The 13,188-nt window shown below is 73.0% G+C and carries 10 protein-coding genes and 1 pseudogene; 1 reads left to right on the forward strand and 10 read right to left on the reverse strand.

Features of this window, described 5'->3' with window-relative positions:
- The first annotated feature begins 119 nt into the window (after positions 1-119).
- Entirely contained in the window at positions 120-818 is a 699-nt protein-coding gene (locus ACZ4QV_RS20275; protein ID WP_467763201.1) for a CBS domain-containing protein, read from the forward strand.
- Between the two features lie 172 nt (positions 819-990).
- Here the strand turns inward: ACZ4QV_RS20275 and ACZ4QV_RS20280 are convergent, their stop codons facing one another.
- From ACZ4QV_RS20280 to ACZ4QV_RS20325, 10 genes and pseudogenes are all read right to left on the reverse strand, one after another.
- Complete coding sequence (locus tag ACZ4QV_RS20280) at positions 991-1,728, reverse strand: response regulator transcription factor (protein WP_361589098.1); 738 nt, start codon at positions 1,726-1,728, stop codon at positions 991-993.
- Between the two features lie 158 nt (positions 1,729-1,886).
- On the reverse strand, positions 1,887-2,075 hold the full coding sequence (locus ACZ4QV_RS20285; RefSeq protein ID WP_361150792.1) for a respiratory nitrate reductase subunit gamma: 189 nt from the start codon (positions 2,073-2,075) through the stop codon (positions 1,887-1,889).
- A 175-nt stretch (positions 2,076-2,250) separates the two neighbouring features.
- Positions 2,251-2,466 (reverse strand): annotated as a pseudogene (locus ACZ4QV_RS20290) (respiratory nitrate reductase subunit gamma); the annotation flags it as partial.
- Positions 2,400-3,266, reverse strand: a complete 867-nt coding sequence (locus tag ACZ4QV_RS20295) for an alpha/beta fold hydrolase (RefSeq protein WP_467763202.1) — start codon at positions 3,264-3,266, stop codon at positions 2,400-2,402. The gene ACZ4QV_RS20295 and the pseudogene ACZ4QV_RS20290, both read right to left, overlap by 67 nt.
- Positions 3,267-3,375: 109 nt before the next feature.
- Positions 3,376-4,872: a protoporphyrinogen oxidase gene (hemG, locus tag ACZ4QV_RS20300; RefSeq protein WP_361880634.1), complete on the reverse strand. Its 1,497-nt coding sequence runs from the start codon at positions 4,870-4,872 to the stop codon at positions 3,376-3,378.
- Positions 4,873-4,975: 103 nt separating this feature from the next.
- Entirely contained in the window at positions 4,976-6,151 is a 1,176-nt protein-coding gene (locus ACZ4QV_RS20305; RefSeq protein WP_467763262.1) for an MFS transporter, read from the reverse strand.
- Positions 6,152-6,371: 220 nt separating this feature from the next.
- A complete protein-coding gene (gene narI, locus ACZ4QV_RS20310; protein WP_361638785.1) occupies positions 6,372-7,160 on the reverse strand; it encodes a respiratory nitrate reductase subunit gamma in 789 nt (262 codons plus the stop codon).
- Complete coding sequence (gene narJ / locus ACZ4QV_RS20315) at positions 7,157-7,906, reverse strand: nitrate reductase molybdenum cofactor assembly chaperone (protein ID WP_361150781.1); 750 nt, start codon at positions 7,904-7,906, stop codon at positions 7,157-7,159. Before narJ ends, narI begins: the two co-directional genes overlap by 4 nt.
- Entirely contained in the window at positions 7,903-9,450 is a 1,548-nt protein-coding gene (gene narH / locus ACZ4QV_RS20320) for a nitrate reductase subunit beta (protein WP_361150778.1), read from the reverse strand. The genes narJ and narH overlap by 4 nt, the downstream gene beginning before the upstream one ends.
- A gap of 1 nt (position 9,451) precedes the next feature.
- Entirely contained in the window at positions 9,452-13,147 is a 3,696-nt protein-coding gene (locus ACZ4QV_RS20325; RefSeq protein ID WP_361638787.1) for a nitrate reductase subunit alpha, read from the reverse strand.
- Positions 13,148-13,188 lie beyond the last annotated feature (41 nt).

Here is a 13,188-nt window from a genome sequence, read left to right on the forward strand (position 1 = left end):
GACGGAGGCGGATGGCCCCTGCTCCGGGGCCGCGGCCTCGGCCAGACTCGATCAGCGGGGAAAAAGCGGCCGGCCCGGAGGCCGGTTCCGTGAGGCACCGAAGGAGGGGAGGTACCGCCGTGCAGAACCGCACCGTGGCCGAGGTGATGACGTGGGAGGTCGTACAGGCCCGCCCGGACACCCCGGCCAAGGAGCTGGCCCGGCTGCTCGACGTCCACCGGATCAGCGGCCTGCCGGTGGTGGACGGCGACGACAAGGTCATGGGGGTGGTGTCCCGTACGGACCTGCCCGCGCCCCCGGGTGACCGGCCCGGGAGCCCGGCCGGGCGGCTGCCCCGCCCGGCTCCGTGCCGCCCGGCCGGCACCGGTGCGCCCGGGGGCGCGACCGCGGGCGAAGTGATGACGACACCGGCGGTCACCGTGCACCCGGAACACCGCGTCGCGGACGCCGCGCGCCTCATGCAACGCCGGCAGGTCGACCGGCTGCCCGTCGTGGACGAGGAGGACCGGCTCATCGGGATCACCACCCGCCGGGACCTGCTGCGGGTCTTCCTGCGGCGGGACGAGCAGATCCTCGGGGAGGTGGTCGGCGAGGTGCTGGGACGCGAGCTGGGCGTGCCGCCGGACGCGGTGCGGGTGTCGGTACGGGACGGCCTGGTGACCCTGCGGGGAACGCTCGCGCACGAGGACGACATCCCGGCCGCGATCGGCCTGACCTGGCGGGTGGACGGGGTGGTGGGCGTGGTCAGCCGCCTCGTCCCGCGCGCGGGTGACGACGGCGGCCCGTACGGAGAGCCTTTACGGCGCACACGGGAGTGACCGGTCCCCCGGCCGCGCGCGGCGTCACGCCGTCCGGCCGGGAAGCCGACCCCATCGGCCCCATCGGTCCTGTCGGTCCCGTCGACCCCATTGATCCGCCAGCCCCATCCGTCCCATCCGCCCCGCCGACCCCACCGGCCCCGCCGGTCGTACTCCGGGAGCCGCTACGCCCTCACACCCGCGGACCGCCCGCGCGCGGCGTCGCGGAGGCAGCCCCGGGGCGGGACTCCGGGGCGGCGGCGAGTGCCTGGGTGGCGATGACCGCGGCCTGGACCCGGCGTTCCACGCCGAGCTTGGCCAGCAGGCGGGAGATGTTGTTCTTGACCGTCTTCTCCGCGAGGAAGAGCCGCTTGCCGATCTCCCGGTTGGTCAGCCCCTCGCCCACCAGCGCCAGGATCTCCCGTTCCCGCTCGCTCAGCCCCGGCAGGCCCGGCTTCGGTTCCTCCTGCCGGGTCTCACCGCGCAGCCGGGCCATGACGCGCGCGGTGGCACCGGCGTCCAGCAGCGACTGGCCCGAAGCCACCGTCCGTACGGCGTTGACCAGGTCGGTGCCGGTGATCTGCTTGAGCACGTACCCGGCGGCCCCCGCCATGATCGCGTCCAGCAGCGCCTCCTCGTCGTCGAAGGAGGTCAGCATCAGGCACACCAGGTCCGGCATGCGCGAGCGCAGTTCGCGGCAGACGCTCACCCCGTCGCCGTCGGGCAGCCGGACGTCCAGGACCGCCACCTGCGGACGCAGGGCGGGGATACGCACCAACGCCTGTTCGGCGGTGTTCGCCTCCCCCACCACGGTCAGATCCGGCTCGGCGTCCAGGAGGTCGTGCACGCCGCGGCGCACCACCTCGTGGTCGTCGAGCAGGAAGACGCTGACCGGTGCCTTCGTCCGGGCGTCGGCAGGGTTCTCCGTCATCACACAGCTCCGATGTTCCTGATGCGGCCCCGCCCCCGCGGGCGGTGCCATGTGCAGCCTGCCGCACACCAGGGCCGAAGAGCCAGGGCCGGACGGCCCTTCTTGCCGGGCGCACGGCCCCGGTGTACGCCGCCGGCGGGTGCCGAAGGTCCCACGGTTCACCGGCCGCGTGCCCAGCCCCGCCGGGGAGGGCGCGCGCCCGGCTGCGCCTCCCGGCCGCGGTGGACGAGGGACGGGCGGGCGAGGCAGCCCAGGGACACGGTGAGCATGTGGACGAGCCGGGTGAACGGCCAGACGGCGAACAGGGCCGGCGCGCTGAGCGCGTGCGGCTGATACAGCAGCGGCACGCCGCTCATCAGGGCGGGGGCGGGCCGGAAGGGGGGACGGACCGGAACCAGGAGGAGATAGTGGTGCGGTAGTCGTACCCCGCGCCGGCGATGTCGGCGTCGGCCGTGGCGGCCGGCCCATGCACCAGGGCGAGGTGAGCGGGACGTACCTCAGCTTGTCGTTGCGCGTGGCGGCGCCGAAGACCGGGCCGACGGTACGCCGCCGGTAGCCGAGGGCGGCCAGGCCGCCGAGCGTGCACACGCCCGCGACGGTGCCCAGGGCGACGGCGGTGACGTGGCAGGTGTGCTCGGTGAGACCGGCGGCCTCGGTCCAGCCGTGCGGGATCAGCAGGCCGATGAGATGACGAATCTGCGAAGGTGCGCACGCACGGAGTCGGGCTGCTCCAGCCAGGGCTCATGTCCAGCGCCTTCGATCCGCGTCAGTGGAAGATCGAGCCGGAGCGCGAGTGATTCCAGGGCCGACAGAGGGCGGGGATCGTCGACTCCGCCGAGGAGTTCCGTTCGCGCGGGCAGGCGGACGTGCAGGTCGGCAAGGTGCTCATCGAGTGGGTCCGCGCGTCCTTCCTTGCCGAGTTCGCCGTTCATGGCCCAGTTGACGGGGCGCCGCTGCCGAGCGCCCTGCGCGGCCCAGCGCCACCCGCGTGCGGGATCGGCATGGTCGGTGAACCAGGCCAGTGTGAGCAGCTCGACTTCCTGCTCCTCCGTGCGGTGCGGCAAGTCCTCCAATGCGCGCAGTCGCTCCTGCTGCGCTGCGGACATGCGACGGTCGCGCTCGACTCGGTCCGCGGTGCGCCAGTCACCGACGAACGGCCCGCACATCAGCAGCATGGCGGCAACCCGGTCCCGGTGCGCCAGACAGAACCGGCTCGCCAGGTCGGTGCCGTAGGAATGCCCGATCAGCACGGCCTTGGGCACGTCCCACGCATCGAGCAGTTCGGCGAGGTCCTCGACATGCCGGGCAAGGGAATGGCGTCCTCGCCACGGGGACTGGCCGGTGCCACGCTGGTCGTACCGGTACACGGGTGCGAGGTCCGCGATCATCGGTGCGACATCGCCCAGATAGTCCGGCAGGCCCGGACCACCATGGAGCATGACCACGGGCGGCTGCCGAGTCGTGTCCCCCAGCGCCATCCAACGCAACCGCGCCCCGTCGGACATCGATGCGAGGCCCTGCGTCGCTGTCGAAATCATCGCGGAGAACCTACCGGTGCCACTGAGGCTCCTTCAAAGGGTGAAGGCCAAGCGTGCACGGGCAGCCTAAACGCCGGGCGCCGCACCACGAGTACGGCGCCGGAATGCCTCACCTCCGGCGGCGGGCGCCGAGTTCCGCCGTGATGGCTTCGGCCGCCCGCTGCGCGCTCTCGACGCAACGGGTGATGCCGACACCGTCGTACGCGGCCCCGCAGACGGCCAGCGTGCCGAGCTGCCCCACGTGCTCCCGCACGCGGGCCATCCGGGCGCCATGGCCGACGGTGTACTGCGGCAGGCCGGTGGCCCAGCGGGTGACAGCGGTGGCGCGCGGGGTGGCCGCCAGGCCGGTCGCGGCGCGCAGTTCGGCGCGTGAACGGGCCACCAGTTCCTCGTCGTCGAGGCGGAGGGCGGTGTCCTCCCCGTACCGGCCGATCGACGTGCGCACCACGGCTGTCCCGGGCGCGCACCGGCCCGGCCACGCCCATTTGCTGCTCAGGAACGTGGACGCCTTGATGAGGCGGCCGTCCACCGGCGGGACCAGGAAGCCGCTGCCCGGCAGGGCGCCCGGCAGGTCCGCCTGGTCGTAGACCAGGGTGACCAGCGCCATGTCCGCGTACTCGACGGTGCGCAGCGCGGCGGCCGCGGCCGGCACCTCGTCGGCCAGCAGCCGCGCGGCAACGGGCGCGGGCACGGCGAGCACCACGGCGTCCGCTTCGAGCCGCTGTTCGCCGCCCGCGTTCCGTACCGTCAGCCGCCACCCGTCTTCCGTACGGCGCAGCGCGCGGGCCGCGGTGGCGGTACGGATGTCCACGCCCGCCGACCGGCAGGCCCGGGCGACGGCCAGGGGCAGGCGTCCCAGACCGCCCCGTACGCTCCGGAACGGCGGTACGGCGGCGCCGGGCTCCGGCGCGGGTGCCGCTGTCCGCATCCGGTGGACGCCTTCGAGCAGGGACCGCTCCTCGCGGGCGACGGGGAGGAGCTGCGGCAGGGCGGCGCGCAGGGAGATGCGGTCGGCCTGCCCGGCGTAGACGCCGCCGAGCAGGGGTTCGACGAGCCGGTCGACCACTTCCCGTCCCAGCCGGGCGGCCACGTAGCGGCCGACCGCGATGTCGTCGCCCACTTCGGTACGCGGGAGCCATCGGTCCTCGCGGGCGCGCGCGAGGCCGTCGGCGGACAGCACCCCGCTGTCGGCCAGGGCGTCGAGGTCCGTGGGGATGCCCATGAGGTGGCCCCGGGGCAGGGGGCGCAGCGCGCCGCGGGTCCACAGGGAGGCTTCCGTCGTGACCGGCGGCTCCAGCTCGTCCCCCAGGCCCGTCTCCCGGGCCAGCTCGACGACGGCCGGCTGCCGGACGAACACCGCCTCGGCCCCCAGGTCCACGGGGACACCGCCCACCTCGCCGCCGCGGAGCTTGCCGCCGAGCCGGCCGGCGGACTCCAAGAGCGTCACCCGTCCCGCGAACCCGGAGCCGCCCGCCGCGCCGCTGAGGCGAGCGGCGGCGGCCAGTCCGGCGATGCCGCCGCCGACCACCACGACGTGCGGCCGGGATTCCTCCGGGCCGGGCGGTACGGAGGCAGGTCGTGGGCGCGGGACGCTGGTCGCGTTCATCTGGATGCGCTGCCTTTCCGAGGTCGTTTCAGGGTGTCTTCGCGGAGCCGCCGGAGAGCCACCGGGCCGGTTCCGCCATCGAGGTGACGGGGCGTCGGCGCGCTCACGCGGTGTCCGCGGAGGTCCCGGTCCGGGCGGCGGCCCGCCGGACCCGGGTGACGGTGAACGCCAGGGCGGCGGCCGAGACCAGGGCCAGCAGGAGCAGGCCCAGGGAGAAACTCCCGGAGGCGCTGAAGATCACGCCCATCACCAGCGGGGGAATGAATCCACCCAGGCCGCCCGCCGCGCCGACCACACCGGTGACCGAGCCGACCTTGTTCGCCGGGGCCAGCAGGGCCACCAGGGCGAAGGAGGCGCCGCTGCCCGCGCCGAGCGCGGCGGCCATGGCCAGAAAGGCGATGGTGCCCACCGGCGCGAGCGGCGGGGTCACGGACTGTACGGCGGCGCCCACGACGACGACCGCCAGCGATCCGGCGAGGACACGGACCGAACCCGCCTTGTCCGACAGCCAGCCGCCGACCGGGCGCATGGCCACCGCGAGCAGCACGAAGCCGGCCATCCGGTTGGCGGCGTCGGCCTGGCCCAGCCCGTACCCGGTCTTCAGGTAGGTCGGGAGGTAGACCGAGAAGGCGACGTAGCCGCCGAACGCCACGGCGTACAGGGCGGATGCCTGCCAGGTGACGGGCAGACGTGCGGTGTCGGCCAGGCGGCGGGCCAGCGGTTCGCTCGGTACGGTGCGGCCGGGCGCGTCCCGCAGCAGTACGGCGGCCAGCACGGCGTAGACGGCCAGCACCGCCGCGGTGATCAGGAACGGGTTGGCCATGCCGTGCGCGTCGACCAGCTTGACGGTCGTCAGCGCGCTGATGGCGGTGCCGCCCATGCCGGCGCCGAAGACGCCGATGGCCAGCCCGCGCCGCTCCGGCGGGTACCAGCCGCTGACGAACGGCACGCCGACGGCGAAGGCCGTGCCGCCGATGCCCAGGAAGAAGCCGCCGATCAACAGGGCGACCAGCGAGGAGTGACCGAACAGGCCCAGGTAGAGCACCGGCACGATCGTCGCGGCGGACACCAGGGGGAACATCGCCCGGCCGCCGAACCGGTCGGTCAGCGCCCCCACCGGGATCCGGCCCAGCGACCCGACCACGACCGGCACCGCCACCAGCAGGGACTGCTCGAACGAGCTGAGTGCCAGGGTCTCCTTGAAGCGCGGGCCCAGCGGGCTCAGCAACGCCCACGCCCAGAAGTTCACCGCGAAGCCCAGCGTCGCCAGGGTGAGCATGATCGCCGGGCGGCCGGCCGGGGCGGCGCGGCCTGCCGCCTCCGACGGCGTGGCACGGGCGGTTTCCTCAAGCGGGCACATCGGGTACCTCTCGTTCAAGTCGTTCCGGCAGCCGTCCGGCGCGGGACCTGCGTCCCGCGGCCGGCACCCGGCTCCCGTCTCTCAGCTTCATCGAACCCGCCCACCGGGGACGGGCCATTCATCGCGCGCGGGGCCGCTGCTACCGGGGAGCCTTGGATCCGGTCAGCTCGCGCCGGGCGCCGGCGGGGGCACCGGGGCGCCGGTCGTACGCCCGGGCGGCCGGCTTCCGCCGGTAGACCAGGTACGGGCGTCGCAGGTAGCCGACGGGGGCGCTCCACACGTGGACGAGGCGGGTGAAAGGCCAGGCCGCGAACAGCAGGCACGCTGTCAGGGCGTGCAACTGGAACAGCAGGGGTGCGCCGGAGATGGCCCCGGGCTGCGGTTGCAGCAGGAACAGTCCGCGGAACCAGACCGAGACGGTGGAGCGGTAGTCGTATCCGCCGCCGGCGATGTTGTGGACGACGGTGGCGGCGATGCCCAGCACGACGGTGACGGCCAGCAGCGGGAAGAGCACCTTGTCGCTGGAGCTGGTCCGGGTGCGGATGCGCGGGGCGAGCAGGCGGCGGGCGCTGAGCATGCCCAGGCCCACGACCATGGCCGCACCGGCCACGGAGCCGAGGGCCACCGCCACGGTGTGGTAGGTGTGCTCGCCGATGCCCACCGCCTCGGTCCAGGAGGCGGGAACGGCCAGGCCCACGACGTGTCCGGCGATCACGGCGAACGCGCCGAGGTGGAACAGCGGGCTGCCCCAGCGCAGCCAGCGGTGTTCCAGTAGCTGGCTGGTGCGGCTGGTCCAGCCGAACTGGTCCTTGCGGAACCGCCAGACGTGTCCGACGACGAAGACGGCCAGACAGATGTAGGGGACGGCGACCCACAGCAGCAGGTCGGTGCCGTTCATCGCGGCGAGGGGGCTGCTGGCGGCGCTCATCGGCGGGGCTCCGAATCCATGGGGCCGGTCAGAGGGGGCATCAGCGTCGGCCGGGCCGGTGCGGGCGGCACGAAGGTGCCGGGCGGGGCGAAGCCGGTGCCGCTGTACGGGTCGAGGCCGACGTCCTCGGCGGGCGGCCCTTCGGCTGCCAGCTTCGCCACGGCCGCCAGCTCCGCGTCACTGGCCGGCGGCAGCAGCGACAGCAGCGCCGTCAGCAGCCCGGCGTAGGGGGATCGCACGTCGGACAGGGCGTGGTGGATGAGTTCCAGGCCGCGCCGGTGGCGGCGCAGCGGCGCTTCTCCGGCGCGCGGGCCGGCCAGCGCGGCGAATTCCAGGACGACGGGCAGGTGGTCGGGGAGTTCGCCGCTGTCGGCACTCCATCCTGCGGCCCGGTAGGTCTGGGCGAGGGTGAGCAGGGCCATGCCCCGTCGGCGGGTGTCGCCGTGCAGGTAGTAGGTGAGGTAGAGGCTGCTCTTACGGCGCAGGTCGAAGATTTCCACGTAGTGGCTTTCCAGGGCCTCGGCAGGCTGGGCCGCGTACCAGGTGGTGAAGGTGGCCAGCTCGTCGGCGGCGGGCGAGGGCGGCAGTGCGTTCACGGCCGCGGCCAGCGCGGGTCGCTCGGCGGTCAGTTCGGCGTCCGGGTACTGCAACAGGAGCGACAGCAGCCGCAGCAGGAGCGCGCGCTGAGCGGTCTCTTCGGGGCCGGGACGGGCTGCCGGGCGGATGCGCGTGCGCAGGGTGCTCATGCGGTGTCTCCCGCGAGGCTGTCGGAGGTGGTGGCGCGTCGCCGCAGGGCGGGAATGCCGAGCATGACCTTGCGGTCGGAGCCGGGCGGGGCGTCGGTGCTCTCCACGGGGCAGCGGTCCTCCATCGCGCTGAGCGCGGCGGCGTCCTCCCGGTGGGCGGCGGGCACCACGTACCGGTCGGCGTACTTGGCGACGGCCAGCAGCCGGTGCAGGTCCTCGGCTTGCGCTGACGTGAGTCCGACAGCCTTGAGGGCGCTCTCGTCGCCCTGCTCGCCGAGGCTGCGCTGCCGCATGTGGCTGCGCAGCGCGGTCAGTTTCATCAGCACCCCGGCGACGACGTCGGTGTCTCCGGCGGCGAAGAGGTTGGCCAGGTAGTCCAGCGGGATGCGCAGCCGGGTGACGGCGGCGAAGACATGGTCGGGGTCCTCGGCGTCGCCGCCCGCCTCGCCGACGGCGTCCAGGACCGGGGACAGCGGCGGCACGTACCAGACCATGGGCAGGGTGCGGTACTCCGGGTGCAGCGGCAGGGCCACCTGGTACTCGCTGATCAGGGCGCGTACGGGTGAGCGGCGGGCGGCGTCGATCCAGTCCTCGGGAATGCCGGACCGCCGGGCGGCGGCGCGGACTCGGGGGTCGGCGGGGTCGAGGAAGACGTTCCGCTGGGCGTCCAGCAGGTCCTGCTCGTCGGCCACGGCGGCGGCCTCGCCGACCCGGTCGGCGTCGTAGAGGACCAGGCCGAGGTAGCGCAGACGGCCGACGCAGGTCTCGGAGCAGACGGTGGGCTGTCCGGCCTCGATGCGCGGGAAGCAGAAGGTGCACTTCTCGGCCTTGCCGGTGGCGTGGTTGACGTAGACCTTCTTGTACGGGCAGGCGGTGACGCACATCCGCCAGCCGCGGCAGCGGTCCTGGTCGACGAGGACGATGCCGTCCTCGGCCCGCTTGTACATCGCACCGGACGGGCAGGCGGAGACGCAGGCCGGGTTGAGGCAGTGCTCGCACAGCCGCGGCAGGTGGAACAGGAAGGTCTGCTCGAACTCGAACTTCACCTTCTCGGCCAGGTCACCGCTCAGGTTGGGATCGCCGGCCGCCGTCTCGGCCGCGCCGCCCAGGCCGTCCTCCCAGTTGGCGCCCCAGGTGATGGCGGTCGGCTTGCCGGTGAGCACCGAGCGGGGGCGCGCGACGGGCACGTCCTGGCCGGCCGGGGCGCTGACGAGATGGTCGTAGTCGTAGGTGACCGGCTCGTAGTAGTCCTCGATGGCCGGCAGGTCGGGGTTGGAGAACAGGGAGGCCAGGCGCTTGAGGCGGCCGCCGGAGCGCAGCACCAGGCGCCCGCGCCGGTCCAGCTCCCAGCCGCCCTTCCACTGCCGCTGGTCCTCGTAGCGGCGCGGGTAGCCGACGCCGGGCTTGGTCTCGACGTTGTTGAACCAGGCGTACTCCACACCGGTGCGGTTGGTCCACGTCTGCTTGCAGGTGACCGAGCAGGTGTGGCAGCCGATGCACTTGTCGAGGTTCATCACCATCGCCACTTGGGCCATGACGCGCATGTCAGTACTCCACATCCTGGCCGCGGCGGCGGATGACGGTGACCTCGTCGCGCTGGTTGCCGGTGGGGCCGTAGTAGTTGAAGGCGTAGGTGAACTGGGCGTAGCCGCCGGCCAGGTGCGACGGTTTGAGCAGCAGCCGGGTCAGGGAGTTGTGCATGCCGCCGCGCTTGCCGCTGACCTCCGTCTTCGGCACGTTCACCGTGCGGTCCTTGGCGTGGTACATGTACACCGTGCCCTCGGGCATCCGGTGGGTGACCACCGCGCGGGCCGCCACGACACCGTTGCGGTTGTACGCCTCGATCCACTCGTTGTCCTTGACGCCGATCTTCTCGGCGTCGGCGGTACTCATCCAGATCACCGGCCCGCCGCGGGACAGCGCGAGCATGTAGGCGTTGTCCTGGTACTCGGAGTGGATGGACCACTTGGAGTGCGGGGTGAGGTAGCGGACCGTCACCTCGGCACGGCCGTCCTCCCCCAGGTGCTCGTCGCCGTAGTGCCGTGCGGTGTTCAACGGCGGACGGAAGACCGGCAGTTGCTCACCGAGTTCGGTCATCCAGTCGTGGTCGACGAAGAAGTGCTGGCGGCCGGTGAGGGTGTGCCAGGGCTTGCGGTGCTCGACGTTGATGACGAACGGGGAGTAGCGGCGCCCGCCGGTCTCGCTGCCGGACCACTCGTAGGACGTGATCACCGAGCGGGGCTGGACGCGGGTGTCGGCGAAGGTGATGCGCTCTGCCTCCCGCTCGGCGGACAGATGCGCCATCTCGATGCCGGTACGTTCCTCCAGCGCCTTGAATCCCTCGGTGGCCAGCCGTCCGTTGGTGGTGCCGGACAGCGCGAGGATCGCCTCACACATGTCCGTCGCGGTGGCCAGCGAGGGCCGGCCGTCCACCGCGCCACCGTGCCGGACCCCGTTCGTACGCCGCAGCCGCTCCAGTTCCTCGTCCGGACGGACGGTGACGCCCTTCGTGGTGGTCCCGAGCCGGTCGAGGAGCGGGCCGACGGCGCGCATCTTGTCCGCCACCGCCGTGTAGTCCCGCTCGACGGTCACCAGCTTGGGCATGGTGCGCCCGGGGACCGGCGCGCACTCGCCGGCCTTCCAGTCGGCGACGATGCCGCCGGGCTGGGCCAGTTCGTCGGGGGTGTCGTGCTGGAGCGGCACGGCCAGGACGTCGGTACGGGTGCCGAGGTGCTCCTCGGCCAGCTCGCTGAAGCGGTCCGCGATGGTCAGGAAGGTGTCGTAGTCGGTCCGTGCCTGCCAGGGCGGCGCGATGGCCGGGGTGAAGGCGTGCACGAAGGGGTGCATGTCGGTGCTGGACAGGTCGTCCTTCTCGTACCAGGTGGCGGCCGGCAGCACGACGTCGGAGAACAGCCCGGTGGAGGTCATCCGGAAGTCCATGCTGACCAGGAGGTCGAGCTTGCCCTCAGGGGCCTCCTCGTGCCAGACGACGTCCCGGGGCCGCTTCTCCGGCGGTGTCTCCTCGGAGCGCACGGCGGCATCCGTGCCCAGCAGGTGGCGCAGGAAGTACTCGTTGCCCTTGCCGGAGGAGCCCAGCAGGTTGGCCCGCCACACGGTCAGTACGCGCGGGAAGTTGGCCGGGTCGTCCGGGTCCTCGGCGGCGAAGCGCAGGGTGCCGGACGTCAGTCCCTCGACGATGTGCTCCGCCACCGGGCGGCCGGCGGCGGCCGCCTCGTCGGCCAGGTCCAGCGGGTTGCGGTCGAAGCCGGGGTGGCCGGGGGTCCAGCCCATGCGGACGGCCTGGGCCAGGCAGTCGGCGGTGGCGCGGCCGGCGAACCGTCCCTCGCCCAGCGGGGAGGCCAGCTCGTCCGGGCCGAACGCCTCGTAGCGCCACTGGTCGGTGGCCAGGTACCAGTAGGACGTACCGGCCATGTGACGGGTGGGCCGCTGCCAGTCGAAGGCGAACGCCAGGTGTTGCAGGCCGGTCACGGGACGGACCTTCTCCTGGCCGACGTAGTGGGCCCAGCCGCCGCCGTTGACGCCCTGGCAGCCCGTCATGGTGGTCAGGGCCAGGAAGGCGCGGTAGATGGTGTCGGAGTGGAACCAGTGGTTGGTGCCGGCGCCCATGGCGATCATGGAGCGGCCTTCGGTGCGCTCGGCGTTGCGGGCGAACTCCCGGGCGATACGGGCCGCCTGGGCCGCGGGGACCGAGGTGATGGTCTCCTGCCAGGCCGGGGTGTACGGCTGGGAGGCGTCCTCGTAGGAGGCAGGCCAGGTGCCGGGCAGTCCGGGGCGGTGCACGCCGTACTGGGCCAGCATCAGGTCGAAGACGGTGGTCACCTGCCGGCCGCCGATCTCACGGACCGGTACGCCGCGGACCATGACCCCGCCGCCTTCGGTGGGTCCCTCGTCAAAGCGCGGCAGCGCCACGGTGGCCGTGTCCCCAGCCCCCTCCAGCAGGCTCAGCTCCGGCTCGGTGTCGCCCAGTTCGAGGTTCCAGCGGCCCTTGCCCTGCTCGCCCCAGCGGAAGCCGAGCGATCCGTTGGGCACCACCGGGTCACCGCTCGCACGGTCGACAAGGACCGTCTTGAAGCGCGCGTTCTCGTCGGTGTCGCCGAGGTCGGCCGCCGTCAGGAAGCGGTCGGGCACCAGATCGCCGTCCCGCTCGCGCAGTGTGACCAGGAACGGGGCGTCGGTGAACCGGCGCAGACAGCCCTCGAAGTAGGGAGTGGCCCGGTCGACCAGGAACTCGCGCAGGATGACGTGGCCCATCGCCATCGCCAGGGCGCCGTCCGTCCCCGGGTGCGGGGCCAGCCACTCGTCGGCGTGCTTGACGTTGTCGGCGTAGTCGGGGCTGACGGCGACGACCTTGGTGCCGTTGTAGCGGGTCTCGGTCAGGAAGTGGGCGTCCGGGGTCCGGGTGACGGGGATGTTGGACCCCCACATGATCAGGTACCCGGCGTTCCACCAGTCGGCGGCCTCCGGCACGTCCGTCTGGTCGCCGAAGACCTGCGGCGAGGCGACGGGCAGGTCCGCGTACCAGTCGTAGAACGACAGCAGGGTGCCGCCGATCAGGGACATGAACCGCGCGCCGGCGGCGAAGGACGCCATCGACATCGCGGGGATCGGCGAGAACCCGGCCACCCGGTCCGGGCCGTACGTCTTGACGGTGTGCACCTGGGCGGCGGCGACCAGCTCGGCCACCTCGTCCCAGTCGGCGCGCACCAGCCCGCCCTTGCCCCGGGCCTTCTTGTACGCGCGGGCCTTGGCCGGGTCTCCGGTGATCTCCGCCCAGGCGGCCACCGGGTCGCCGAGCCGGCGGCGCGCCTCCCGCCACATCTTCAGCAGCGTGCCGCGTACGTACGGGTAGCGCACCCGGCTGGGCGAGTAGGTGTACCAGGAGAACGATGCGCCGCGCGGGCAGCCCCGCGGCTCGTACTCGGGGCAGTCGGCACCGATCGACGGATAGTCGGTGGCCTGGTGCTCCCAGGTGATGATGCCGTCCTTGACGTAGACCATCCAGGAGCAGGACCCGGTGCAGTTGACCCCGTGGGTGGAGCGGACGACCTTGTCATGGGCCCAGCGGTCGCGGTAGAAACCCTCCCACCGCGGGTCCCCCGTGCCGAACACGGCGCGTCCGTCCGCACTCACCTCGCGGCGGTCGAGCAGCCGCCGGCCGGCCAGCGGCCAGCCGCGTGCTTCATCAGCCGCCGACGGGCTGCTGATCTTCTTGTTCTCCATGCAACCGAACCTAGGTCCGGCCCATGCCGGGCACGGTGGGC

Source organism: Streptomyces sp. NPDC026394 (genome assembly GCF_055567735.1).

What these genes read in the sequence shown, in the direction of transcription:
- ACZ4QV_RS20280 (WP_361589098.1), bottom strand. Translation starts at nt 1,728, where the DNA reads ATGACGGAGAACCCTGCCGACGCCCGGACGAAGGCACCGGTCAGCGTC.
- ACZ4QV_RS20295 (WP_467763202.1), bottom strand. Translation starts at nt 3,266, where the DNA reads ATGATTTCGACAGCGACGCAGGGCCTCGCATCGATGTCCGACGGGGCG.
- hemG (WP_361880634.1), bottom strand. Translation starts at nt 4,872, where the DNA reads ATGAACGCGACCAGCGTCCCGCGCCCACGACCTGCCTCCGTACCGCCC.
- ACZ4QV_RS20305 (WP_467763262.1), bottom strand. Translation starts at nt 6,151, where the DNA reads ATGCTCACCCTGGCGACGCTGGGCTTCGCGGTGAACTTCTGGGCGTGG.
- narI (WP_361638785.1), bottom strand. Translation starts at nt 7,160, where the DNA reads ATGAGCGCCGCCAGCAGCCCCCTCGCCGCGATGAACGGCACCGACCTG.
- narJ (WP_361150781.1), bottom strand. Translation starts at nt 7,906, where the DNA reads ATGAGCACCCTGCGCACGCGCATCCGCCCGGCAGCCCGTCCCGGCCCC.
- narH (WP_361150778.1), bottom strand. Translation starts at nt 9,450, where the DNA reads ATGCGCGTCATGGCCCAAGTGGCGATGGTGATGAACCTCGACAAGTGC.
- ACZ4QV_RS20325 (WP_361638787.1), bottom strand. Translation starts at nt 13,147, where the DNA reads ATGGAGAACAAGAAGATCAGCAGCCCGTCGGCGGCTGATGAAGCACGC.